Origin of the sequence: Sphingorhabdus lacus, from assembly GCF_009768975.1 — a bacterium.
Classification (GTDB): domain Bacteria; phylum Pseudomonadota; class Alphaproteobacteria; order Sphingomonadales; family Sphingomonadaceae; genus Sphingorhabdus_B; species Sphingorhabdus_B lacus.
Genome location: NZ_CP035733.1, coordinates 664,135 through 688,836, shown reverse-complemented (window position 1 = coordinate 688,836; position 24,702 = coordinate 664,135). Strand labels below are relative to the sequence as shown.

The window sequence follows — 24,702 nt, the reverse complement described above, 5'->3', positions numbered from 1 at the left end:
CGCTGTCAAGGAAAACTCGCTTGCACTTTGACGCGCCGGGCACCACATACAGCGCATGTTGATAGAAACCGAACTCACACCGAACCCCGCGACGATCAAATTTCTTCCAGGACGAATGGTCATGGAAAGCGGAACCCGTGATTTTGCTGATCCCGAAGAGGCCGCCGCCTCGCCTTTGGCAGAGGCGCTATTCAATCTGGGTGATGTTACCGGCGTGTTTTTTGGGCGCGAGTTTATTTCGGTTACTGCAGCGCCCGGCACCGAATGGGCAACGTTGAAGCCCGATGTGCTTGGTATATTGCTGGATCATTTCAGCGCCAATATGCCGTTATTTCATGCTCCTGCTGCCGGTTTTTCGGTCCCATCTGCGGATGCCGATTATCCATTGGATGACCCCGCTGACGAGGACATCGTCATACAGATCAAAGAACTGATCGAAACCCGCGTGCGGCCGGCTGTTGCCAATGATGGTGGCGACATTGTTTACCGCGGCTTTCAGAAGGGCGTTGTGTTCCTACAAATGCAGGGCGCCTGTTCGGGATGCCCCTCCTCATCCGCCACTTTGAAGAACGGCATCGAGCAACTATTGAAACATTATGTTCCCGAAGTGACCGAAGTGCGCGCGGCTTAAACGGTACGTATCCAGAAAGTTATCCCGACCATGACCACCCCCTTATCCGACACGGCATTAGATCAACTGTTCCGCACGGCGCGCACCTATAATGGTTATCTCGACAAGTCGGTTAGCGAAGCGCAATTGCACGCCATTTGGGAACTTATGAAATATGGCCCGACCTCGGCAAACTGCCTTCCCGCCCGCATCATCTGGTGCGTGAGCACGGAAGCGAAAGAGAAACTGGCCGCGCTGAGCATGCCTGCGAATGGCGAGAAGATTTTGAAAGCGCCGGTCACTGCGATCATTGGCATGGATATGGAATTTTACGAGCAGCTTCCCGAGCTGTTCCCGCATACCGATGCGCGAAGCTGGTTCGTCGGAAACGCCGAGTTGATCGAGAAGACCGCTTTTCGGAATTCCAGCCTACAAGGCGGATATTTCATTCTCGCCGCACGCGCACTCGGTCTGGATACGGGAGCAATGTCTGGCTTCAATAATCAAGCGGTGGACGAAGCCTTCTTCGCCGGGACCAATATCAAATCGAACTTCATTTCCACTTTAGGCTATGGCGATCCCGCCAGCATTTTTGAACGTAGCCCACGTCCCGGATTTGAACGTTTTAACACTATCGTGTGACAACCTAATTGGTTTGCGTGCGGACATTGGTGATCGACACGGCAACGAAAGCCTGTTCCGTTGCCCTATTTGAAGGCGAAACGCTGAGCGCATCACGTTTCGAAGTCATAGGCAGAGGTCATGCCGAGCGTTTGTTGCCCCTAATAGCCCAGTTGCCAGAAAAAGGCAGGGCAGACCGGATCTTTGTAAATGTCGGCCCCGGAAGTTTTACGGGCATCCGGATCGGCGTTGCAGCCGCAAAAGCGCTAGGCCTAGCATGGAACATTCCAGTTCACGGCTATGGTTGCCTTGCTCTCGTTGCAGCAATGGCGCGCGACGAAACTCCGGATACGCTGCATCTCGACGTATTGATGACGGGCGGGCATGGCGAATATTTCTTTGGGGCTTTTGACGAGGCGAATGAGCCTTTGGGCGAAGTCATATCGATCAAACCTGGACAAATTGACGCCTATTCCCACGCGAGCGTTATTGCGGGTGATGTGGATTTAAGCGGAACCACCCGAAACTGGGTGGATCTGTTGCCTGATGCTCAAAAATGGCATTTGCTGCGTGACGCCACACCGCTAAAACCAAGCCCTGTTTATGGGCGACCGCCCGATGCAAAACCAGCATTGGTCGCGACATGATCATCGTCAATGAAGGCGAAGCTGCCCACATTGCTTCAATCATGCCTATTATGGAAAATGCATTTGACCCTGCATTTGGCGAGGCTTGGACCTCGGCCCAATGTCTTTCTGCACTCGCGATGCCCGATTGCCGCCTGTTGATTGCGCGGGATGAACAGATGGTTTGCGGCTTTTCTATTAGCCGTTGGGTATTGGACACTGAAGAATTACTTATGATTGGGGTAGCAAAAGAGCGGCAACGACAAAAAGTGGGCACTATTTTACTTCAACAAACTATCAAATTAGCCAGTGACGAAAACAGAACTCATCTCTTTCTAGAGTGCAGAGATGGTAATCGTGCAGTCGAATTTTATAGCAACATCGGTTTCAAGCCGATCGGGCGGCGCAAAAACTACTATAAAAGCCCCGATGGTATCCGTCCCGATGCAATCACGATGGCTTACGCACTATAAGTTTCAAAGCTTCTGGTCCCTTTGTTGACTCGTCTTAACATCACCGATACGTGATTTTACGCTAGGAAAACAAAAATAGGGTCCAGGAGGCTAATATGTCCCAAGAAAGCAATGATGCAGCAGAATTGCTCATCACATTAACTGCCGATATAGTTGCAGCGCATGTCAGTAATAATAGTGTTGCTGTGTCAGATGTGCCAACTCTAATCGGAAACGTGCATGCCGCACTCGCCGGTTTGTCAAACGAGGTAGCAGCACCTGAAGTCGTGCTTGAGCCAGCGGTGCCTGTACGGACTTCGATTAAAAGAGATTATATAATCTGTCTCGAAGACGGCAAAAAACTGAAGATGCTCAAGCGGCATTTGATGACACATTATGGTATGACGCCAGATGACTATCGCGCGAAATGGGGCCTTGCAGCCGATTATCCGATGGTAGCACCGGCTTATGCGGAGCAACGCCGCGTATTAGCGAAGGCCATTGGGTTAGGTCGCGCCCCCGGTTCGGGTCGCAAGAAAAAAGTGAAGTAAATCCACTTCTGAGGAGCCTTTGGCCTTTAGATGAATGTGTTGGAGACAGGCCGGGGTTAAATCCGGCCTTTTTCTTTGACGAATCATGCACTGGCACTAAACATCCGCACCAATGGACACTAAAATCGACATCGAAGCGCTCTGTCAGGAACGCGGGTTACGTATAACCGACCAGCGGCGCGTTATCGCACGCGTGATTTCCGATGCCACAGACCACCCGGATGTTGAGGAACTTTACCGCCGTTCATCCGCGATTGACCCGAAAATCTCGATTGCAACTGTGTACCGCACCGTTCGCCTTTTCGAAGAAGCGGGAATCTTGGACCGTCACGACTTTGGCGACGGGCGTGCCCGCTACGAAGCGTCACCTGAGGCGCATCACGACCATTTGATCGATGTTGAAACGGGCCGTGTTGTCGAATTCGTTGATCCCGAGCTGGAAGCACTACAAAAAATCATCGCTGAACGGCTTGGTTATCGTTTAGTCGACCATCGCATGGAGCTTTACGGCGTTGCCATCGACCGCAAGGATTGAACGGCGCAATCCGGCCGCTTTCCTAGCCGGGCAATTCATGTTTTTGCTCCGGCTTTTGGTGATGGCGTTTAGTCTGATCGCTGGTCTTGTACTTCACAATATTTGGCGCCTTTTAAAGCTGAATTCGCCATGGCCCCGCCTGTTCCTGCTATCGATTAGCTGGACCAGTGGCATCGCCACGGCCACAAAAGGGGTACGGATCCGCCGAAACGTCTTCTACGCGGCGAACCACCATAGCTGGATCGATATTCCAGTAATGTCTGGCGTCACCGGGTGCACTTTTGTTGCAAATGACGGGATTGAAGGCTGGCCACTGATTGGCTGGCTTTGCAAAATCAATAATACGATATTTGTCAGTCGCGAGAACAAATTGAGTGTTGGAAATCAGGTGGATGAATTGCGGGATGCAATGACTGGTGACCAGCCTGTCACTATATTTCCTGAAGGCACGACACATGATGGCTCCGGGCTATTGCCCTTCAAGCCCTCCCTCTTCGCCGCGCTGGTTCCCCCTCCTCCCGGCATGTTGGTGCAGCCTGTCTTTCTGAGCTATGGTCGGCATACCCATCGGATTGCCTGGGTTGGCGATGAAAAAGTGACGGACAATTTCTGGCGCCTCCTTTCCTATTTGAAGCCAATAACTGCCACGTTGCACTTTCTGGAACCCTTTGACCCAGCACATTATCCTGACCGCAAAGCCATTTCCGCCGAAGTGCGTGCCCGCATCGGTTCGGCGATGGAGGGTGGCGGCCAGAGCATGCCCTATGTATAGGCGCTCCGCATGAGTACCAAATCGCCTAAAACCTATTCGATCAAAAACTACGGCTGCCAGATGAACGTCTATGATGGCGAACGCATGGCCGAGTTGTTTGATGCCCAAGGCATGATTGCTGCCGACGACAAAAATGACGCTGACATCGTCGTTCTGAATACGTGCCACATCCGCGAAAAGGCAGCGGAGAAAGTCTATTCAGAAATAGGTCGCCTCGGAAAAACGAGCCGCGCCGAAGGTGGACCGATGATTGCCGTTGCTGGATGTGTTGCGCAAGCCGAAGGCAGCGAAATCAGCCGTCGCGCACCCACGGTCGATATCGTTGTAGGACCGCAAGCCTATCACAACCTGCCTCAGATGATCGCCGATGTGACCCAGGGCAAGCGCGCGGTCGACCTGGACCTGCCGGGTCTCGACAAATTTTCGCAATTACCTCCCAAGCGCAAGACAGGCGCTTCGGCATTCCTGACGGTGCAGGAAGGCTGCGATAAATTCTGCACCTATTGCGTCGTGCCTTACACGAGGGGAGCGGAGGTTTCACGCAGTTGGAGCGCCTTGTTGGATGAAGCCAAGGCGTTGGTGGACAGCGGTGCGAAGGAAATCACATTGCTTGGCCAGAATGTAAATGCCTGGTCGGGCGAGGATGACAAAGGACAGATGCAAGGACTCGACGGCCTGATCCGCGCACTCGACCGGATCGACGGCGTACGCCGCATACGCTATATGACCAGCCACCCCAACGACATGACCGACGGGTTGATTGCTGCGCATGGCGATGTCGAAAAACTGATGCCGTTCCTTCACCTACCGGTGCAAGCAGGGTCGGATCGCATTTTGAAAGCCATGAACCGCAGCCATAGCCGCGACAGCTATTTGCGAATTTTGGACCGTGTCCGGACAGTGCGTCCAGATGTCGCCCTGTCGGGCGACTTTATCGTCGGATTTCCGGGCGAGAGCGATGCCGACTTCGAAGATACAATGAGCCTTGTCCGCGCCGTCGGTTATGCACAGGCATTCTCGTTCAAATACAGCCCCCGCCCCGGGACGCCTGCCGCCGATATGGCAGACCAGATCCCGACATCCGTTATGGATGATCGGCTTCAACAGTTGCAGGCGCAACTGATGGCAGACCAGACCGCGTTTAACACACAGACCGAGGGTAAAATCTGCGAAGTCTTGCTGGAGCGCCCCGGAAAATTGCCCGGACAGCTAATCGGTAAATCCCCATGGCTGCAATCCGTGCATGTGCTTGCGCCGGGGCTAACTATCGGTGATATTGTCACCGTTACGATGAGTGAGTCTGGACCACTAAGTTTGAAAGGCGATCCGATAATGAGAGCAGCAGCCTGAATGGCAAAAAGGGCGCAAGCGCAAGCCGGAGATATGTCGCGGCTCGAAATGAGCTTTGACAAACCCCATCTGATCAATGCTGTTTTCGGGGAATTCGACCGAAACCTGGTCACCATAGAAAACCGTCTCGGCGTCTATATCTCCGCACGCGGTAATCGTGTGCAGATCGAAGGCGAAGCCGGAGCAACCGCAAGGACGCGGGATATATTGAACGATATCTACTCGCGTGTTCTGCGTGGAGAGAATATCGACGCTGAAGCTGTTCAATCCATTATCGCCATGACGGCTGAACCGACATTGGAAGGCATCGTCCGCAAGGAAGTGTCCGATGCGCCGGGCATCATGATCCGCACCCGCAAAAAGACGCTGGTGCCCCGCTCAGCAACGCAAATACCCTATATGGAAGCACTCGCCCGCGACGAGATTATCTTCGCACTTGGGCCGGCAGGCACCGGCAAGACCTATCTTGCTGTAGCGCAGGCTGTCGCGATGTTGATCACGGGCGCGGTTCAACGCCTGATCTTATCACGGCCCGCAGTGGAGGCCGGTGAGCGACTAGGCTTTCTGCCGGGCGACATGAAAGAGAAGGTCGACCCCTATCTGAGGCCGATTTACGATGCGCTTTATGATTGCCTGCCTGCCGAACAGGTCGAACGGCGCATTGCATCAGGTGAAATCGAAATCGCGCCCATCGCTTTCATGCGCGGTCGGACGCTTGCCGACAGCTTCATCATCCTGGACGAAGCCCAGAATACGACAGCCGCACAAATGAAGATGTTCCTGACCCGTTTTGGCATGAACAGCCGTATGGTAATTTGCGGCGATCCCCATCAGGTCGATATTCCTGGTGGCGAACGCATGTCCGGCCTGAACGATGCCGTCCAGCGGCTTGAAGGCGTCGAAGGCATCCAGACCATCCGGTTCAACAGCAGCGACGTCGTGCGACATCCCCTCGTCGGGCGAATTGTCGATGCCTATGAGGGCGGGAATGATTGATGTCGATCTGACGATCGGACTGGAATGGGGCAATTGCGATTTCGGGCAGGTTGAAGTTGAGAAAGCGGTAGATGTAGCTGTCCGCTTTGCTGCCTTGCCTGAACTTGCGGACCCTGTTGTTCCGGTCAGCGTCAGCATTAAACTGTCCGATAATGAAGAGGTGCACGCACTGAACCGTGAATGGCGGGAGAAGGATAAGCCGACTAACGTGCTCTCGTTCCCGATGCTCGACGATGACGAACTGGATGCTTTGATGGAGGGCACCTACGATGCGCCGGAGATCATGCTGGGCGATATCATTCTTGCGTTTGGAATTTGCAAGGCGGAGGCGGCAGAGAGGGGCATTCCGGTTGCACATCATGCGACCCATCTCGTGATCCATGGTATGCTGCATCTGCTCGGCTACGACCATATCGAGGACGATGAGGCTGAAGCGATGGAAGCGCTGGAGGTAAAAGCGCTTGCATCGATGGGCCTTCACAATCCATATAGCGACTAATTCAGGGCAAAAAGAGGTACCGATTTTCCCCAATGCCAGAGGGTGACAGTTTTAGCGGTGTCAAAACCGCCAGCGACGACGATAGCGACGGACGAATATGGCAGCGGTTAAAGACGATGTTCTTCGGCCGCGACCACGAACCGACACTACGCGAACAGCTTGAAGAAGCGATTGCCGAACATGAAGAAGACAGCGACGATCGCGGGGAGCCGGATAATGACGGTGATCTGACGGCCGTCGAGCGCACCATGCTGCGCAACTTACTGCATTTTTCAGAGCACCGCGTCGATGACGTGATGGTCACACGCAGCGATATCATTGCCATCGACGAAAGCGCGAGTTTCGCCGAATGCGTCGCCGCATTTGCAGAACATGGCCATAGTCGCCTGCCCGTTTACCGTGACAGTCTAGATAGCATTACGGGGATGATCCATATCAAGGATATATTTGCGGTTCTTGCCGAAGGCCGAGAAACTCCTGACAACCTCGAAGCGTTCATTCGTCAACCGCGCTTTGTTCCCCAGAATATGAGCGTTCTCGCGCTCCTTGATGAAATGCGCCGCACACGTACACATCTTGCCATCGTGCTCGATGAATATTCGGGCACCGAAGGTCTGGTGACGATCGAGGATCTCGTTGAAGAGATTGTCGGCGAAATTGAAGACGAGCATGACGACGAACCTGAAGAGATGCTCTTCCAAATCAACCCCGGCATGTGGGAAGCAGATGCCCGCGTCGAACTCGACGACCTCGCCGAAGCTATTGATGCAAAGCTTGCTGAGGTCGACGAAGATGTCGACACCCTTGGCGGCCTTGCCTTTGTTATCGCGGGTCAGGTTCCGAATACAGGACAGATGCTGCTGCACGAAGCAAGCGGCTGGCGGCTGGAAATCATAGAGGCCGACGACAAACGAGTCTTCAAAATCCGACTATTTGCCCCCACATCTCCGGAAGAAGACGAAAACGCATAACATTGCGGAGTTCCTACCGCAGAAGTTTCGCCGCCCTGCCCCGCCAACTCTCGGCAAGTGTCGATAAATCCCGAAGTGCCTTCAACTCTGTGGCGGCATCAGGCGAACGATGTCCGCCTCCGATCAGCAAATGAAAGACGTGTTGAATCGTCCAATCATGTGGGGCTTGCTCGACTTGCACGATCTGATCAGCAGGCGCGACCTCCCCTTCTTCGATGACTCGAAAATAGCCACCGCAGCGCCCCGTTTTGATGACCAATGCCGACAGTCCCAGCACCGAAAAATGATGGTCGATCTTCCAACATGGCTGACGCCCTTGCGAAATCTCGACCAAAGCTTTGCCAATTCGGTAACGGTCGCCGATCCGAACCTTTTCTTCGGTAAGTCCGGACGCGCTGATATTCTCGCCAAAGGCACCGGCTTTTTCCAACAACGAATGTGCCATGTCCTGCGCGGCAAAATGGGCTATCCATTTGGGATAATGCTCTGCAGGATAAAAGTGCACTGCCTTGTCTATGCCGCCATGCACCGTCGGATCCGCCACTTGGTCACCCTCAAAGCCCAATTTGCGTAGCATTACCGGATGGTCGACCGGATCGCGCGCCATGGCGCTTTTTGTGCCGTCTGATCGAAAGTCTTTCGGCCCGCCGATAAGCAGAGTGTCTATCTGGCTTAAAATCATGGCTCAAGATAGCGTGCAATTAAACAAACCAAAACTCCATTCGAACGTTTCGGGCGCGTGAAGGAAAATAATCTTGCACATTGGCAATCCGGAAAGCGCTGGCTAAAAGCCCAACGATGCATACGAGCAATCTTCGCATTGCGCTTTTCAGCGGCAATTACAATTATGTCCGCGACGGCGCAAATCAGGCCTTAAACCGTCTGGTTGGTTATCTTCTGCGTCAAGGCGCTCATGTGCGCATTTATTCACCGACAGTCGAAAATCCGGCATTTCCTCCGACCGGCGATCTCGTCAGCGTACCGTCGATGGCAATTCCCAACCGCCCCGAATATCGTATTCCTCTGTCGTTATCGCCAAAAGTGAAGCGCGACCTTGCGCAATTTGCGCCTAACGTTGTCCATATCTCGAGCCCAGACCGCGTTGCGCGACAAGCCGTGAAATGGGCGCAAAAACGAAACCTGCCTGTGCTATGCTCGGTACACACGCGGTTCGAGACATATTTCCGCTATTACAACATGTCGTTCGCGGAACCTCTTGTCGAAGCCTGGTTGCGAAGGCTCTACCGCAAATGTGATGCCCTGGTGGCACCGTCAGAGAGTTTTGCACAGGTTTTGCGCGAGCAGCGCATGAATTACGACATCGACATCTGGTCGAGAGGCGTGGACCGGGACATTTTCAATCCGCAACGCCGTGATCTTGAATGGAGGCGGTCGCAAGGTTTGACCGATGAACTACCAGTAATCGGTTTCCTCGGCAGACTTGTGATGGAAAAGGGCCTGGACGTTTTTTCCGATACTATCGACCAGTTGAACCGGCGTCAGGTTCCCCATCAGGTAATGGTGATCGGCGAAGGTCCAGCGCGCGGATGGTTTGAAAGTCGTTTGCCACATGCCCGCTTTGTGGGCTTCCAAGGGGGCGCCGATCTAGGTCGCGCGGTCGCAGCGATGGATGTGCTGTTTAACCCCAGCGTGACCGAAACATTCGGCAATGTGACGCTGGAAGCCATGGCCTGTGCTCTGCCTGTCGTTGCAGCAAAAGCCACCGGCAGCCAAAGTCTGGTCGAAGATAAAATGTCCGGGCGCCTCATCATCCCCGGTGCAATCAACCAATTTGCCGATGTTCTGCAAATCTACTGCACCGACGAAAATCTGCGCCAGAAACATGGGTCGGTCGGCGAGCAGCGATCCTTGGAATATAGTTGGGACGCCATAAACCAGACCGTTGCGGACACCTATGTGCGCCTGATACGGCAACGGGCTGCACGCGCCATGGCCGCTTGATGACCGATTTGTTCGGATCACAGGAACAACAAGATATTCCCAAGGCTAATGCGCCGCTTGCCGACCGTCTGCGCCCTGTATCGCTCGATGAGGTCATCGGACAGGAGCATCTCACTGGCCTGGATGGCGCAATCGGGCGCATGGTTGCGGCAGGTACATTGTCGTCCATGATATTATGGGGTCCACCCGGAACCGGCAAAACAAGTATTGCTCGCTTGCTCGCAGACGCCGTTGGCATGCATTACAAGCCTATTTCAGCGGTATTTTCGGGTGTCGCCGATCTGAAGAAAGCCTTTGCCGAAGCCGAGACGATGGCTCGCACCGGCAAACAAACGCTGTTATTTGTCGACGAGATACACCGCTTTAATCGCGCCCAACAGGATGGGTTTTTACCTTTCGTCGAAAGCGGGGTCGTGACATTGGTTGGCGCGACTACTGAAAACCCGTCCTTTGAACTTAACGCTGCCTTGTTGTCCCGCACGCAAGTCATGGTCTTGAGGCGCCTCGACGACGCAGCACTGGGAACATTGCTCGACCGCGCCGAAGCCGCTGAACAACGTGGGCTTCCAATTACCGTAGACGCACGCTCTGCCTTGATCTCCAGTGCCGATGGCGATGGACGATTTTTGCTGAATCAAGCAGCTACCTTGTTTTCCATTGTTCTGGAAAACCCCCTTGATCCTCCAGCGATGGCTGCACTCCTGCAGAAACGCATGCCCGTTTATGACAAGGATCGTGAGGGTCACTATAACCTCATCTCCGCGCTCCACAAAAGTCTGCGCGGATCAGACCCTCAGGCTGCTCTCTACTGGATGGCACGTATGCTCGTTGCCGGGGAAGAACCCTTATACGTCCTGCGCCGTCTTGTCCGCTTTGCGAGCGAGGATATTGGTCTGGCCGATCCACAGGCACTTGTCCAATGTCTGGCCGCAAAAGACGCCTATGAGTTTCTCGGCAGCCCGGAAGGGGAACTGGCGATCGTACAAGCCTGTCTGTATCTCGCGACCGCACCCAAATCCAATGCTGCATATAAAGCGCAAAAGGCTGCCTGGAAATTGGCGCGGGAGACGGGGTCTCTCATGCCCCCTGCCCATATCCTGAACGCTCCGACGAAATTGATGAAGGATATTGGATATGGCAAAAGCTATGCCTATGACCATGACGCTGATGATGGTTTTTCAGGCGCAAATTATTGGCCAGATGAAGTTCCTCCTGCCTCTCTTTACCAGCCCGTCGAGCGCGGTTTTGAACGCAAGGTCAACGAGCGCCTTATCTATTGGGATAATTTGAGGAAAAGCATTAAAGGTAATGGCTGATAAGGGCGAATTGTTGCGCAACATCGGTGCAGCACAGCAGCGAAAATTCACCCGCTTCGCTTGTGTCGATTGGTCAGGTGCGAAGGGTTTATCCCACCCGGGAATTGCGCTCGCCATATGCGGAATTGGTTCCGATGCACCCGTTCTTGTTGCTCCGCCGGAAAAACACTGGTCGCGAACCGGCATAGCCCAATGGCTTCTAGCACAGGAGGACGATCTCCTCATTGGCTTCGACTTCAGCTTCGCACCGCCCCTTGTAGAGCGCGGCAGCTATCTCCCCGGCGACAAAGTACCGGAAACAGGGCGTGCATTCTGGGATTATGTCGACTCTACATGTGCCGATCCTGATTTGGGCGCTGCATCTTTTCTGGAAACCCACCATCGGCGGCACTTTTATCTTGGCGCGGCAGACGGCCCGAAAGCGGCCTATATGCACCTGCGCAGATGCGAAGCCCGTTATAATTCCCAAGGCGGCGGAAAGCCTTCGACTGTATATGACGCGATTGGAGCGGCGCAGGTTGCCAAAGCAAGCTTTGCCGGCATGCGTCTATTAAAATTGGTCGGTGAGCGGCATCCGGTTTGGCCATTTGATCCTCTATCCCAAAGCGGCCCGCAAATCGTCGAGATATATACCCAGATAGCAGCGCGCGCATCAGGGCTCCGAAAGGGTTTGAGCAAGATTAGGGACGCCAACGCGCTGGATATGGCGCTAGCGAACCTCGGATGCGGTCCCCATGAGCCGTTGTCGCGCTACACCGATCACGCTACGGACGCGATCCTGACGGCGGCTTGGCTTCGCCAGAACGCTGGAAATGCGTTGTTTTGGGAGCCTGAGCCTCTGAATCCGCACATTGCGCAAACTGAGGGCTGGACCTTTGGCGTTGTTTGAGGCTAAGGGGCGCTCAGCGTGCCGGCTTAGCTCAGTTGGTAGAGCACCTGATTTGTAATCAGGGGGCCACGGGTTCGAATCCTGTAGCCGGCACCATTCCACCTACAATGCTATCGCGCCCGTCGACATCTGTCCGAACAATAGCGAACATTTTCCCAATCCTTCGCCCATTTTTTGCGCCAGGCAAACGGCTTTTGACACGCAGCGCATATCTTTTGGGGCAGGTCAGATTTTCGTACCATTTTCGGCATGCAGATGCTGTCTTTTCGGGGCTTATGGTTAATGTCTGCGTATCATTTTTATCGCACTTTCAACAATATTTTCACGCCGCAAACTAATAATTGCTGCGCAGCATTTGTGCGGTTATTAAATCACCAATGCTTCTTAGCAGCTCAGTGGGATGCTGGGGGCGATAAAATAAAAACATCCCCAAGAAAAGCCGGAATACCGGCAGATAAGTTTAACAGGAGAGAGATTATGAAATTGGGAAATAGGTTGATCAAAGCGACCATGCTGTCCACCATCAGCATCGCTTCGCTCGGGTTGGGGACCGTCGCTCATGCGCAGGATGCTGCGCCACAAGCCGAAGAAGAAGCTTCGGAAGATAATGTCATCATCGTGACCGCGACAAAGCGGGAGCAAACGTTGCAGGATGTGCCGATTTCGGTTTCGGTTACCAGCGCGGAAACAATCGAGCGTTCGCAAGTACGCGACCTGATCGATCTGCAAACCCTTGTACCTTCATTGAAGGTTGGGCAGTTGCAGAGCTCGGCAAACACCAATTTCATCATTCGCGGTTTTGGCAATGGCGCTAACAACTCGGGCATTGAGCCTTCAGTCGGCGTTTTCATCGACGGCGTCTATCGTTCGCGCTCCGCCGCTCAGATTGGCGACTTAGCCAACATCCAGCGCGTTGAGGTCTTGCGCGGACCGCAATCGACGTTGTTCGGCAAGAACGCGTCGGCAGGTATTATCAGCATCGTCACGAAAGAACCGCAATTCGAGTTCGGCGGCGGCGTTGAAGTTTCGTACGGCAATTATGATGCCATGGTTGTGAAGGCCAATGTCACAGGGCCCATTGCCGACACGCTCGCAGTGAGCCTTGAAGGCAATTACAACAAGCGTGATGGCTACGTGAACGTGGTCAATCTCGGCACCAAGTCAAACGACCGTGACCGTTGGGGCGTACGCGGCCAGATCCTTTGGGAACCAAGCGACCTTGTAAAAGTCCGCCTGATTGCGGACTATGACAAGATTAATGAAATCTGCTGCGGCGTTGCCAACGTGTTCAATGGCCCCACTGGCGCCGCTATCGGTGCGCTGGGCGGCAATATCGACCGCAACGACCCATTCAGCCTTGATACCTTCCAGAATTTTGAGTCGGTCAACGACATCAAAAACTATGGTTTCTCCGGTCAAGTCGACTGGGATCTAACCGATGGCCTGTCGCTCACCAGCATCAGCGCCTACCGCGCGGTCCGTTCGTTCACAAACCAGGATTCGGATTTCACCAGCGCCGACCTGATTGGCAACAACCAAGCCGATGCCGCGATCAACACTTATACGCAGGAACTGCGCATCGCGTCGGATTTTGACGGGATGTTCAACTTCCTGCTCGGCGGTTTCTACTTCAAGGAAGATATCGACATCGCGTCGCAACTGCTGTTTGGCCGTGACTTCCGCAACTACGCCAACCTGCTAAGCGGCGGCGCCTATGTTGCGAATGAACCGCTTCTGCGCCTTCTCAACGGCATTCCCGCCACGGTCGCACCGTTCGGATCACAGGGCTTGGGCCGTTTCGAAAATTTCGCTTACAAGAACACAGCCTGGTCCATCTTCGGACAAGTTGATCTGGAGCTTACCGACGGCCTGACTTTGACCGCTGGGTTCAACTATACGAAAGACCGGAAGGCTGTTGCTTCCAACAACTCCACAACCGATACGTTTTCGACGATCGATTTGATCCAGACAGCTGCCAATGCGGGTATTCCTGGAACAATACCCGCTGGTACATTCCCGGGCCAGACTGCGGCTCTTTTCCCACGGACCACGGCTTGTACAACAGGCGCACCTGCAGGGACTTGCAACCCGTTTCTCGGTTTCCGCCCCTTGCAATTTTTGCCAGCGTTCCTGAATTTTCCCAACGCGGTGGAAAGCGGCAAGACGCGTGATAGCGACCTGTCGTACACACTTCGTGCAAACTACAAATTCAGCGACCAGATCAGCGGCTATCTGACCTATGCAACAGGTTTTAAGGCAACGTCCTTTAACCTGTCCACCGACAGCCGCCCATTCCCTACCGACTTCATTGCCGGCTCGCCTGCTCAGGTCCCTGCACCTGCGGCATCGCCAATCCGGAGCGCAGGACTGGCTCTCAACAACCTTACCACAGGCACACGTTTCGCCGGTCCTGAAGATGCGGTTGTCTACGAGCTCGGCCTGAAAGGTCAGTTCGACGGATTTGGATTCAATCTGGCCCTGTTCAAGCAGGTCCTGAAGGGCTTCCAGAGCAACGTCTTCTCGGGAACCGGGTTTGTGCTTGGGAATGCTGAAAAGCAATCCACCACAGGTATGGAAATCGATGCAACAATCTCGCCGACACGTGATTTGAACTTCACAGTTTCCTACACCTATCTGGATCCGAAGTTTGACAAGTTCACCGGAGGCTCGGCCTTTAACGCGACCAACAATATCGCGCCGACCGACTTAACCGGACGTACACCAACCGGCATTTCGAAGCACAGTGTCTCCGTCGGCGGAACCTACAACATCGAAGTCGGTGGTGGTAACAAGCTGATCCTACACACGGATTACCAACTCAACAGCGCCTATCAGATTGCACAAGGTCTACCTTTCAAGGCAGCCATCGAATCGCTTAACGCATCGGTGTCGTTCGCGATGGAAAACGGACTTGAGCTCAGCCTGTGGGGCCGCAACTTGACCGAACCGAAATACAACCCGGTTATCTTTGCCTCTGTGGCACAATCGGGCAGCCTTTCGGGCTATCCGCCACCGCCACGTTTCTACGGCGCGTCGGCCAAGTTCAAGTTCTAAAGCTTAACTCTGGAGGGGAGAATGCCGGGGCAGCCATGCTGCTCCGGCTTTTTCTTTGCCCGTAACATTATCAATCAGAGCAGCCGAACCACATGTTTGATTCAGCGTAGACGATCGATTTGGAATGACACCAGAAAAGTGGTGCCCGAGGGCGGATTTGAACCACCGACACGCGGATTTTCAATCCGCTGCTCTACCCCTGAGCTACTCGGGCTACACGGCAAAAACCGCGTGGGAGCGCAGCCTATAGAGAGGCGATATACCCCTTGGCAAGCGCAAAATCAGTCTTGTGAAAAGCTATCGACACTATCTTCATAATCGGCAGGCGGACCCGGCACTCGATAGCCTTCATCCAGCCATTTCAGCAGATCCCGATCTTTACAGCCCTGACTACAAAAAGGCCGGAAATCGGGGCTTTGCTGCTTGTTGCATAGGGGGCATTGATTAGCTCTGCGCGACATGTACATGTCCATAGCCGCTGCACTTTTCATCCGCAACGACGGTAAGCGCGGCCCCGGCCAGTCGTTCACACTGGGTCCGGATTGACCGCCATTCCGGAGAAAGCATAAGGGTCGCTACCTTCGTGCTGGTGGTAATGGTGCGCAAGCCATAACCATTCGACCGTGCAGCTTCCCGATAGAGCCAGAAAGCCTTCGTTTCGTCCGAAAGCGCGCCTACATTGGTGCCAAAGAGATGATCCAGCACAGAGGGACGAGGCCGGCTGCGCACCACTTGCATCAAGCCGAAGCCATTGATGGCACTACGTTCAAATGGCCGACCATCAGCGCTAGCCGCTGCGTCGAATAATTCGGCGATTTGCTGGCGCTTTGCTTTTGATTCCATCGCTACAAAATCGATCATCACCATACCTCCGATTTGAAGCAGTCGCAAAAGCCGGGCTATTTCATCCGCGGCAGCGCTATTGATGGCAAAGGGATCGCCGGTTCCATCGATGTCGAACACAAGACCGGCCTTCGTGCGTTGAAAATGCACTATAGCGCTTTTGACAACTGAAAAGCCCGCACGCGCCACATCAAAGAGATCATCCATGGGCTTAGGTGCAGGATCAACTCCGGTGGCAAGACTCTGCAACCGCAATTGCCAAAGCCATTCTACGTCAACATCGGGTGATACGGCCTCGATGGCTTTTGCTTCCGCGATTTTCAACCGCCCAGGTTCGGCAATTTCCTCGCGGCTCACCTCAAAGTTTTGATAAGCACCTTCAGTTACGTCAATATGTCCGCGTATGAGGAGTTCCCGGCCAGAGCCATCCACCACATAGGCCCCTGCAGGCGTTTTTCGATCGATCCGGCCAGTCCCATGTTGGCCCAGAAGTGGCCGGAGGTCGCGCTGGAGATGAATTTCAACAATCTTGCCATTCTCGACCAAAGCCGCCCGCTGTTCGCCGGGGGCGCTATCAGTCCAGATTTCAATCAAGGTGATACCCTGATGCCCGCAACAGTGCGCGTGTTTCGTAGAGGGGCAAACCAATTACGCCTGAATGGCTTCCTGCCATCCAGTCGATGAGGGCCTCTGCCCTGCCCTGAATTGCGTAGCCGCCCGCCTTGCCAAGACCTTCGCCACAATCAATGTAGCTCTGAATTTCGTCATTACCGAGACGTTTGAACCGCACGATACTGTCGCAAATCCGGCTGCGCATCTTGCCCTCGGCATCAATCACTGCGACGGCGCTCAGCACATGGTGGCGTCGCCCACTGAGAAGTTCCAGAAAACCACGCTGCATTTCAGCATCGGCAGCCTGTGGCAAAATTCGGCGCCCCACCGCCACGGTCGTATCCCCCGCAACGACTATCTCACCATCATGGCGTGCCACAGCAACGGCCTTTTCCTCCGCCATCCGCAGTGCGTAAACGCGCGGCACTTCACCTTTGCGCGGATTTTCATCGATGTCGGGAGACGCGATCCGATCTGGCACCACGCCAAGACGAGCGAGCAAGTCCCGCCGACGCGGGCTGGAGGATGCCAGAACAAGTTTGGGGTCCAGACCCAAGGTCTGCGCCGCCTTATTTGAAGCGATAAGTGATCCGGCCCTTGGTCAGATCATAAGGTGTAAGTTCGCACAAAACCTCATCTCCCACCAAAACGCGGATGCGGTTTTTGCGCATTTTGCCTGCGGTATGGCCCAATACTTCGTGGCCATTTTCCAGCTCGACACGAAACATGGCGTTGGGCAGCAATTCGCGCACCGTGCCACGCATTTCGAGTAATTCTTCTTTTGCCATTCGGCCCCTTAAAATGCTTGAAAATCTAATGTTGCAGCGCCCTTAGCTTGTCTGCGCAGAAAAGGGAAGAGGCACCGCACAAAAGCGGTATTGCGACAAAATGCTACAAAGTTCAGCTTTCGTGCAGCATTCAAGTGTCTATTAACGCACATAACAAAATCAAGAATAGAGTTTCTCCCCCATGCGTATAATCCCCCTTAGCGCCTTATTACTTGCATCTACCGCAATGCCTGCGATTGCAGTCACGGAAGAACAACCTGTTGGCAGCACAGCCGGCATGGATGTTGCCGACGAAGAACAAAGCGAAGAAAATGCATCAGACGAAATCGTCGTCATCGCCGAACGGATCCGTGGGTCGGTCGACACCGACGTTCCTCCCGTCGAACAGTTGAATGAAGCGGATATTGCCGCGGTAGGCGCTTCCTCGCTGACCGATCTTGTGGCGGCTGTCTCCCCTCAAACGAATTCGGGTCGTGGTCGTGGCGGCGGGCAGCCTGTCATTTTGCTAAATGGCCAACGTATTTCAGGATTCCGTGAGTTGCGCGACCTTCCACCCGAAGCTGTGAAGCAGGTTCAGATTTTCCCGGAAGAGGTAGCACTCAAATATGGCTTCCGCCCCGACCAGCGGGTCATAAACTTCATCCTGAAAGATAATTTCTCGTCATTCGCCACCGAAGTCGAGCACGCCCAACCAGAAGATGGCGGCTTTGCAACCAATGAGTTTGAGGCCACGCTAACTCGGATTGGCGCCAAGACCCGTATAAATCTTGACGTGCAAATTGAACGCCAGACGCGCTTGACGGAAAGCGAACGTGACCTGATTTCCGCCGACGGTTCCCTGCTTGCACGGGGCGGCAATATTAGCGGGCTGGGTGCAAATGGCGAGATATCCCCAGCATTGTCGGCACTTTCGGGAGCAATTGTAAGCCAGGCAGGTGTCCCCGTCGGAGTATCAAACCCAACGCTAGCGCAATTTGCATCGACCGCGGGACAGCTAAATGATGGCGATATCAGCGATTTCCGAACGCTATTACCCGAAACGGAACGACTAGAAGTCAACGGGACATGGAGCAGGTCATTAGGCCCGCAATCTGTCGTCTCGATCAATGCAAATTACGCCTTGAACGGTAGCCGATCATTGCTTGGCCTGCCCGGTGCAAGCTTCGTTCTGCCCGGAAGCAGTGCATTTTCGCCTTTTGGAACGGATGTGACGGTTAGCCGCTATTTCGATAGCCCGCGACCTTTGGAGCGGGAAAGCGAAACGCATCTGTTCCAAACCGGCGGTACGTTGAACCATTTGATCGGTGGTTGGCGGTGGACTGTGACCGGAAATTACTCCCGCACCGACACCGAAACAACGACAACCCGGAATGTGGATTTTGCCGGTCTTCGTGCCGCAGTCCTAGCAGGAACAGCAAACCCCTTTGCTGCTGATTTCGGGAATGACCTTCTGTTTCTCGCACCTGATCTGGCCAGTAGCCTTATTCAAAACATCGACACGCGCAGCACCCTTGCAGGGTCACCCTTCGCACTGCCCGCAGGTGACGTGCAGATCACATTTGCCTCGGGCTTTACCCGTCAGATGCTTGACAGCGACACTTTCCGGTCGGGTGTCGTGACCGACGTTTCGTTACGCCGTAACATCATAAACCATTCGGTGAATGCCGAACTGCCGCTAACCGGAAGTGATTTCGGTGTAGGGCGTGCGATCGGCGAATGGGCTATCAACGGAAATATCGGATTTAGCGACCTTTCCGATTTCGGCCGGCTCACCGAATATGGTGCAGGTCTGCGCTGGTCCCCTGCAAAAAATCTTACATTTCAGGCTTCGATAACGGGTGACGAGAATGCGCCGGGAATCGGACAATTGGGCAATCCTCTCATCGTGACTCCCAATGTCGCCACGTTTGACTTTGTTACAGGGCAAAGTTCGTTCATCACCGTGCTTAGCGGAGGCAACCCCGCGCTTGTCGGGGAAAAGCGTCGTGACCTTATCTTGAACGCGAACTGGAACCCGACATTCATCAAAGACTTTGGGCTTCAATTCAGTTATTTCAAAAACAACAGCCGTAATACAACAGCGAGCTTTCCACTGTTAACGCCTGAAATCGAGGCTGCCTTTCCCGGACGGGTTACACGTGACGCGAGCGGCCAGTTGCTGAGCATTGACCAGCGTCCCGTGAACTTTGATCAGGAGAAATCACAACGTATTCGCTGGGGCTTCAATGTATCCGGCGCGATCGGTAGCCAGCCACAAGGAAGAGGCCCCATGGGTGGCCCTCCAGGCGCTGGCGGCCCCGGTGGCGGGCGTCCTCCCGGCGCCGGCGGTCCGCGTGGCGGCGGCGGCCGTGGCTTTGGAGGCGGCGGTGGCTTTGGTCCTGGCGGCGGGATGCCGAGCCGATGGAGCCTTGCACTTTACCATACCTACCGCATTGAAGAAGAAATCCTCATCCGGCCAGGCGTTCCGGTGCTCGATTTGCTAAATGGATCGGCGGTAAGCAGCAATGGCGGGGCGTCACGGCACGAGATCGAATTATCAGGCGGAGTGTTTCACAAGGGCTTTGGCTTGCGCCTTCAAGGGACTTATAAGAGCGGGACAACCGCGGATGGCTCCGGCTTGCCCGGAAGCAATGACCTTAGGTTCAGTGACCTTGCCGCAATCAATGCATTCCTGTTCGTCAATCTGGATCAACAAACCCTGGTTATAAAAGCAATGCCCTTTCTGAAGGGAAGCCGGATCACATTGCGCGTGGACAATATCCTGAATGATGTCATCGATGTGCGAGACCAGAATGGCGATGTGCCATTGGGTTATCAGCCCGCTTATCTCGATCCGCGGGGTCGGGTGTTTGAATTGAGCTTTCGTAAACGCTTCTAGATTGCCGCTGGTCAGGCGCTGCGCAATTTGCGCAATGCCCGCCAGGCAATCGCCTTCGCCTTGTTTTGCGTCGGGAATCGTCCCGGAGCCTTTGGCCGAAGTCCGACCTTGCGAAGCACATGGTTAAATGCCCGCGCATCGGCCTCGGCAAAACTCCAATCGCTGCGCCATGTAATGGAGAGAGAAATCGACACCGAGGGGCCATTTTTAACAAAGTGAGGAGCCATGACCGGCACAAACAGCCCTTGCCCTGGTGACAGGGCCCATTCGGTTCCACCATCGGCCAACTCTTCTCGCCAGACCAGGTTGCGGTGCCCCCCGGTATGATAGGCTTCATGTGTCTGATCCGGAGCGTAGCGGGCATCGCCTGCAGGAAATTGGGTCATCACCTTCGTTCCGACCAGCTGGAGCAGAATGTTATGCTCGGGATCAAAGTGATAGGGTGTCACTGCATCAGGGCTTGAGACGAAAATAAAACCTTGAGGCTTTAACATCCGACCCGTTTTGCTCTCTATATGGGGTTTCAACTCCGCGAGAAGCCCCATCAACATATCCGCATATTCGGGCATTTGTTCGATATTCTTCAAGACGGCCCAACTGCCGTTAGTCTCTGCACTGCGTATAGTTTCACCGATTGTCAGGCCATTAGCCGGGACGAGGTCCGGGTCGATCCCGACGGGCAAGTCCGCTTTGTTATATTCCACCGAGTGCGGAGGCAACGCGTCGCCCAACGCTGCGAGGGACGGAATGGTCAGCAATGGATGTTCGCGTAGGCTATGCATCAGAATGTGCGGTATTTCGGGATAGTTGTCGGCAAAAGTGCGCCGGGCCGCTGTGTCAAAAATAACTGTCATGACTCGTCTCCGGAATCAGATGCATCAACGGGTAACACTTTGCGTGTGGCGCTGCGTGCCAGTTCGGTTTTCAGAAATGCACCGAAGATTGTGCGTCGGCCGGAACCGCCAATTGCAATGGAATAACGCCCGATGCTTCGCCGACCGGTCCAGATGCTGTCGATCATGGGATGACCTTGCGCTGCGCAACTGTCGCACCACTGAAGGTCACTTCGTTCGAGCAAATCCAGATTTTCGATTTGCAACAGCACACCGGGCGAATAGCGCGCGAAATCCTCATCAAAAGCAGTCTTGAACGAAAAACTACCCGGCGACGCATGAAAGTTTACGAGCATGGCAAGCGGGCGGCCTTCCAGTCGTAGGTCCAACCGCTCGACTTTCCCCAAGGCAGCGCCCCCCGTGAGAACCTCTGCAAAAAGCGCGCGTGTTTCCGTAAAACTAGCTAGTGCTGAACCGTTGCGCCCTTTCCAGCCCCGCTTTTCGAGTGCCAGAAATTCCTCAATCCATTCCGCAAGACCGGTGGTGCTGTCATCACGTGTGAAGGTCAGCGCACCCTCTTCGGCCAACCGGCTCTTTTGTCGCCGCAGTTCCTTGCGCTTTTTGGAACGGACGGCCTGCTCGTAATAGGCTTCGGGTGTCATTCCATGTTGCAGCAAGGCGCGGTCGGTTTGCTGAACAAGCGCCCAACGGCGTCGCTGATTTTCACAAAGGCTTTCTAATGCAGTGGCGACGTCACTGCCGATCGTCAGGCTGTTTACATGCAGGAAAAGCCCCTGTCCGGGGTCAGCATCGAGGCCAGCCAGCAGTTCACGCCAGAAGTATTCGGCATATCCCGTGCGAACGAGTGGTGTCCCAAGAAATGCATTATGGTGAAGCCAGTTCTGGATATGTGGCATAGGCCAGCGGCCATAACGTGGAAGAGTCGAAAGGGGCATCAGACCACATAATCGGTCGCCGTCCCACAGGGTGAACAGCCGCACCCGCTCCATTGCGTCAAATTGCTCGAGCGCGGGGCGCAAGAACCAGCTTTCCGAAAATATATTTGGTTCGGCGGAAGACGCAGCTAGATCTTCCCATGCAGCAATGAAGGCGGCATCCGCCATCGCCCGCCAGTTCGAAAACTGATGGTGGATGTCCCCTGCCCTGTTGGCGGCATTCAATGCCCGTGTCGCCATTTCGCTCTTTACCCCGAAATACGGAGACGGGCATAACAGGAAGCTGGAAACAAATTGCTAATAGGGCAATGAAAAAGGCCGCCCGGTCAGGGCGGCCTTTTTTCTACTCTACGCGCCTTATTTGGAAGCGAGTGTTACCGATACCGGTGGTGCTTTATCGGGGTCGGATGCGATATAGGCTGGGTTGAAGCGTTCAGCCCATGCCTCTGCTTCCTTAAGCCATTCGATGTGCACATCTTCATAGGGAAGATTATGGGTGCCTTTGGGTTGTTCCACATAGCGGAAGTCGACACCTTCCTTCTTACCAGATCCCTTCAAACGCGACACAAGCGTGCGCGACTGTTCGATTGGAATGCGGGCATCGCGCAGACCAGCAACGATCAATATGGGTGACCATGGACCGTCGGTATTTCGTGCAGACGAAATGCCGATTAGGTCATTACTGGTTGCCTGGAAATTCGCGCCAAAATCACCAAATGCGCGCGTGTCATATGCTTTCATCATCGGGAAATCATAAACACCTGCGCCAGCAATCGCACATTTCCATTTATCCGGATCACGCTGCGCGCCACGCGCAGTTGCATACCCTCCATAGGACCATCCCATGATGCACGCCCGCTTGGGATCGATCAGACCAGATTGGCCAAACCATGTGAGCACGTCGTTCAGATCATCCTGCATGCGCAAACCATATCCATTAGGTTTACGACCTTCCTTGACGAACTCTTTGCCATAGCCGCCGGAGCCGCGGTAATTGGGCTGAATGACGACGTAACCCAATTCGGCCATCGCCTGATGCCATGGGAAAAATCCGAATTCTTCCTGATCCCGAACGCCAAACGGTCCACCATGAGGCATGACAATAACAGGTAAATTCTTGCGGTGTGGACGATGACGGGGGTAGGTCACAACCGCCTCTATTTCCATACCGTCGGATGCCTTGTACCGGATGGAATCCATCGGATTCATCTCATAATCTTTTAGCACCGGATGATACCAACCGAGCAGATTTAAATTACCGGTTTCGGTATCGAACAAATAATAGCCACCTGGTTCGTTGACCTTTGCGACGTATAACAGGATTTTTGTGTCGCCATCGTTGGTAGAAATGATCTGGGCGTTACCTTTACCAAAATCTTCATCCATCAATTTCTGCACTTCAGCCAACCGTGGGTCAAACCAGCGAGTGCGATCGCGCGTGCTGGTATAAGACACACCAGCAAGGTTGTTACGCTGTTCATTGGAGATCAAACCGCCCACGTCATAGCCTTTGACGCCAAAAATCGGTTCTCCCACAATCTGCATGGTTTTCAGATTGACCTTATAGACTTTGCGATAGCCATCCTTGTTACTGGTGGCATAGGCCATGTCCGGTTCATCGAGGAAGATGTCCGGAATGATTTGCGTTCCGGTAAATGTAGAATCGGCCTCATTAGCAACAGTTTTCATGGTACCATTTGCATCCGAACGATACATTAGGCGCTGTTTGCCGCTATCACCATCACCACCGACGCCTGCACGAACCACACCTTTGCCATCAACCAACCAGCTGCCGACTTCTACGTTGGGGCGCATGATCGTCTTGACCTTACCGGTCCGAACTTCAACTTCGACTACTTCGGGGTTGGGGCTGTATTTCATGTCTTTTAGAACATCACGTTCTACAAGAAGTTTCTCATTTTCATCGTCGATGAACAAAAGGGTCGCGCCATCGCCACCGGCGCCGTCCCATGCCAGCGGGCTCACTTTCTTTGTTTCCAGATCGTAGGAAACCAGACGACGAACATCTGAGCGGCTACCACCCAAAATTTCACGAGACAGTACCGTGAACACAATGGTCCGGTTTCCGACAAAACGCCAAGAGCCGATGGTCCGGTCACCAGCTTCGCGAAACTCTTCAGCCTGCGCAAAGAACACGGGAGCCGAACCGGGCTTTGTGACGTCGATATAACCCAGATTATCCACGCCATCCTTGGTCATCATGACTGCAATTTTGCTACCGTCGGGAGACAAAACAGGTGAACGCATGAAGGGACGTTTGCCAAAAACCGCAGTGTCTACCTTGCCACGTGGCGCCTTGACTACAATGGTGCGACTATCAACATTTCCGGTTGCTGCTTGCGCGGCATTGAGAGCGGAACTTACCGACGCATCCTGGTCGCCCGCCACAACTGCGGTGGATGCTACCGAAAAAGTACCCACAAGCAACGCATTCAAAATCTTGCTCTTCATCAATATTGCTCCCCAGCAAATAATGGTTGTGAATCGGGTTATAGGCGGGACAAAATGAGACGCAAGCAGGACGAAATATAATTACGGACCTTTTTGCGGAACATGCGCAATTTTGA

The 24,702-nt window shown here is 54.0% G+C and carries 25 protein-coding genes and 2 tRNA genes; 17 read left to right on the top strand and 10 right to left on the bottom strand.

Features of this window, described 5'->3' with window-relative positions:
- Nucleotides 1-55: 55 nt before the first annotated feature.
- From EUU25_RS03155 to EUU25_RS03105, 11 genes are all read left to right on the top strand, one after another.
- Complete coding sequence (locus EUU25_RS03155) at nucleotides 56-631, top strand: NifU family protein (protein WP_158898209.1); 576 nt, start codon at nucleotides 56-58, stop codon at nucleotides 629-631.
- A 30-nt stretch (nucleotides 632-661) separates the two neighbouring features.
- Nucleotides 662-1,252, top strand: coding sequence for a malonic semialdehyde reductase (locus EUU25_RS03150; RefSeq protein ID WP_158898207.1), 591 nt, complete (start codon nucleotides 662-664; stop codon nucleotides 1,250-1,252).
- A gap of 29 nt (nucleotides 1,253-1,281) precedes the next feature.
- The gene (gene tsaB / locus EUU25_RS03145) at nucleotides 1,282-1,878 is read left to right on the top strand and encodes a tRNA (adenosine(37)-N6)-threonylcarbamoyltransferase complex dimerization subunit type 1 TsaB (protein ID WP_246162880.1); all 597 of its coding nucleotides are present in this window, start codon (nucleotides 1,282-1,284) and stop codon (nucleotides 1,876-1,878) included.
- Nucleotides 1,875-2,330, top strand: a complete 456-nt coding sequence (locus EUU25_RS03140; RefSeq protein WP_158898203.1) for a GNAT family N-acetyltransferase — start codon at nucleotides 1,875-1,877, stop codon at nucleotides 2,328-2,330. The genes tsaB and EUU25_RS03140 overlap by 4 nt, the downstream gene beginning before the upstream one ends.
- 95 nt (nucleotides 2,331-2,425) lie before the next feature.
- Nucleotides 2,426-2,860 carry a Ros/MucR family transcriptional regulator gene (locus EUU25_RS03135; RefSeq protein WP_158898201.1) on the top strand — a complete coding sequence of 145 codons (435 nt, stop codon included), beginning with the start codon at nucleotides 2,426-2,428 and terminating at the stop codon, nucleotides 2,858-2,860.
- 112 nt (nucleotides 2,861-2,972) lie between these two features.
- Nucleotides 2,973-3,395, top strand: coding sequence for a Fur family transcriptional regulator (locus tag EUU25_RS03130; RefSeq protein ID WP_143775744.1), 423 nt, complete (start codon nucleotides 2,973-2,975; stop codon nucleotides 3,393-3,395).
- A gap of 37 nt (nucleotides 3,396-3,432) precedes the next feature.
- Complete coding sequence (locus EUU25_RS03125) at nucleotides 3,433-4,167, top strand: lysophospholipid acyltransferase family protein (RefSeq protein WP_158903075.1); 735 nt, start codon at nucleotides 3,433-3,435, stop codon at nucleotides 4,165-4,167.
- Between the two features lie 9 nt (nucleotides 4,168-4,176).
- The gene (miaB, locus tag EUU25_RS03120; RefSeq protein ID WP_158898199.1) at nucleotides 4,177-5,517 is read left to right on the top strand and encodes a tRNA (N6-isopentenyl adenosine(37)-C2)-methylthiotransferase MiaB; all 1,341 of its coding nucleotides are present in this window, start codon (nucleotides 4,177-4,179) and stop codon (nucleotides 5,515-5,517) included.
- The gene (locus EUU25_RS03115; RefSeq protein WP_158898197.1) at nucleotides 5,518-6,513 is read left to right on the top strand and encodes a PhoH family protein; all 996 of its coding nucleotides are present in this window, start codon (nucleotides 5,518-5,520) and stop codon (nucleotides 6,511-6,513) included. It abuts the gene before it with no gap.
- Nucleotides 6,506-7,012 carry an rRNA maturation RNase YbeY gene (gene ybeY, locus EUU25_RS03110; RefSeq protein WP_158898195.1) on the top strand — a complete coding sequence of 169 codons (507 nt, stop codon included), beginning with the start codon at nucleotides 6,506-6,508 and terminating at the stop codon, nucleotides 7,010-7,012. The genes EUU25_RS03115 and ybeY overlap by 8 nt, the downstream gene beginning before the upstream one ends.
- A gap of 32 nt (nucleotides 7,013-7,044) precedes the next feature.
- The gene (locus EUU25_RS03105) at nucleotides 7,045-7,983 is read left to right on the top strand and encodes a hemolysin family protein (protein ID WP_158898193.1); all 939 of its coding nucleotides are present in this window, start codon (nucleotides 7,045-7,047) and stop codon (nucleotides 7,981-7,983) included.
- Between the two features lie 13 nt (nucleotides 7,984-7,996).
- On the opposite strand, the gene EUU25_RS03100 is transcribed toward EUU25_RS03105, so the two are convergent.
- Nucleotides 7,997-8,665: an MOSC domain-containing protein gene (locus EUU25_RS03100; RefSeq protein ID WP_158898191.1), complete on the bottom strand. Its 669-nt coding sequence runs from the start codon at nucleotides 8,663-8,665 to the stop codon at nucleotides 7,997-7,999.
- A gap of 116 nt (nucleotides 8,666-8,781) precedes the next feature.
- Between EUU25_RS03100 and EUU25_RS03095 the strand changes: the two genes are divergently transcribed.
- The 4 genes from EUU25_RS03095 to EUU25_RS03080 all read left to right on the top strand — a co-directional run bounded on the left by EUU25_RS03095 (nucleotide 8,782) and on the right by EUU25_RS03080 (nucleotide 12,246).
- On the top strand, nucleotides 8,782-9,945 hold the full coding sequence (locus EUU25_RS03095) for a glycosyltransferase family 4 protein (protein ID WP_158898189.1): 1,164 nt from the start codon (nucleotides 8,782-8,784) through the stop codon (nucleotides 9,943-9,945).
- Nucleotides 9,945-11,261 carry a replication-associated recombination protein A gene (locus EUU25_RS03090; RefSeq protein ID WP_158898187.1) on the top strand — a complete coding sequence of 439 codons (1,317 nt, stop codon included), beginning with the start codon at nucleotides 9,945-9,947 and terminating at the stop codon, nucleotides 11,259-11,261. The genes EUU25_RS03095 and EUU25_RS03090 overlap by 1 nt, the downstream gene beginning before the upstream one ends.
- The gene (locus EUU25_RS03085; protein ID WP_158898185.1) at nucleotides 11,254-12,150 is read left to right on the top strand and encodes a hypothetical protein; all 897 of its coding nucleotides are present in this window, start codon (nucleotides 11,254-11,256) and stop codon (nucleotides 12,148-12,150) included. Before EUU25_RS03090 ends, EUU25_RS03085 begins: the two co-directional genes overlap by 8 nt.
- Nucleotides 12,151-12,170: 20 nt before the next feature.
- Nucleotides 12,171-12,246 (top strand) — tRNA-Thr (locus tag EUU25_RS03080).
- Between the two features lie 14 nt (nucleotides 12,247-12,260).
- Here EUU25_RS03080 and EUU25_RS03075 read toward each other — a convergent pair.
- Nucleotides 12,261-12,401 (bottom strand): DUF2256 domain-containing protein, encoded by a 141-nt coding sequence (locus EUU25_RS03075; protein ID WP_143775753.1) that lies wholly within the window; start codon nucleotides 12,399-12,401, stop codon nucleotides 12,261-12,263.
- Between the two features lie 226 nt (nucleotides 12,402-12,627).
- Between EUU25_RS03075 and EUU25_RS03070 the strand changes: the two genes are divergently transcribed.
- Entirely contained in the window at nucleotides 12,628-15,204 is a 2,577-nt protein-coding gene (locus EUU25_RS03070) for a TonB-dependent receptor (RefSeq protein WP_158898183.1), read from the top strand.
- A gap of 139 nt (nucleotides 15,205-15,343) precedes the next feature.
- Here the strand turns inward: EUU25_RS03070 and EUU25_RS03065 are convergent.
- From EUU25_RS03065 to infA, 5 genes are all read right to left on the bottom strand, one after another.
- A tRNA-Phe gene (locus tag EUU25_RS03065) sits at nucleotides 15,344-15,418 on the bottom strand.
- 67 nt (nucleotides 15,419-15,485) lie between these two features.
- Complete coding sequence (locus EUU25_RS03060) at nucleotides 15,486-15,665, bottom strand: DNA gyrase inhibitor YacG (protein WP_158898181.1); 180 nt, start codon at nucleotides 15,663-15,665, stop codon at nucleotides 15,486-15,488.
- Complete coding sequence (locus tag EUU25_RS03055) at nucleotides 15,649-16,641, bottom strand: ribonuclease E/G (protein ID WP_158898179.1); 993 nt, start codon at nucleotides 16,639-16,641, stop codon at nucleotides 15,649-15,651. Before EUU25_RS03055 ends, EUU25_RS03060 begins: the two co-directional genes overlap by 17 nt.
- On the bottom strand, nucleotides 16,634-17,209 hold the full coding sequence (locus tag EUU25_RS03050) for a Maf family protein (RefSeq protein WP_158903073.1): 576 nt from the start codon (nucleotides 17,207-17,209) through the stop codon (nucleotides 16,634-16,636). Before EUU25_RS03050 ends, EUU25_RS03055 begins: the two co-directional genes overlap by 8 nt.
- A 19-nt stretch (nucleotides 17,210-17,228) precedes the next feature.
- Entirely contained in the window at nucleotides 17,229-17,447 is a 219-nt protein-coding gene (infA, locus tag EUU25_RS03045; RefSeq protein ID WP_125230427.1) for a translation initiation factor IF-1, read from the bottom strand.
- Between the two features lie 181 nt (nucleotides 17,448-17,628).
- Between infA and EUU25_RS03040 the strand changes: the two genes are divergently transcribed.
- Nucleotides 17,629-20,325 (top strand): TonB-dependent receptor, encoded by a 2,697-nt coding sequence (locus tag EUU25_RS03040; protein ID WP_158898177.1) that lies wholly within the window; start codon nucleotides 17,629-17,631, stop codon nucleotides 20,323-20,325.
- 11 nt (nucleotides 20,326-20,336) lie between these two features.
- Here EUU25_RS03040 and EUU25_RS03035 read toward each other — a convergent pair whose 3' ends face one another.
- The 3 genes from EUU25_RS03035 to EUU25_RS03025 form a co-directional block, all read right to left on the bottom strand.
- On the bottom strand, nucleotides 20,337-21,179 hold the full coding sequence (locus tag EUU25_RS03035; RefSeq protein ID WP_158898175.1) for a cupin domain-containing protein: 843 nt from the start codon (nucleotides 21,177-21,179) through the stop codon (nucleotides 20,337-20,339).
- Nucleotides 21,176-22,354, bottom strand: a complete 1,179-nt coding sequence (locus EUU25_RS03030; protein WP_246162878.1) for a GNAT family N-acetyltransferase — start codon at nucleotides 22,352-22,354, stop codon at nucleotides 21,176-21,178. Before EUU25_RS03030 ends, EUU25_RS03035 begins: the two co-directional genes overlap by 4 nt.
- Before the next feature lie 117 nt (nucleotides 22,355-22,471).
- Complete coding sequence (locus tag EUU25_RS03025; RefSeq protein ID WP_158898173.1) at nucleotides 22,472-24,586, bottom strand: alpha/beta hydrolase family protein; 2,115 nt, start codon at nucleotides 24,584-24,586, stop codon at nucleotides 22,472-22,474.
- Nucleotides 24,587-24,702 lie beyond the last annotated feature (116 nt).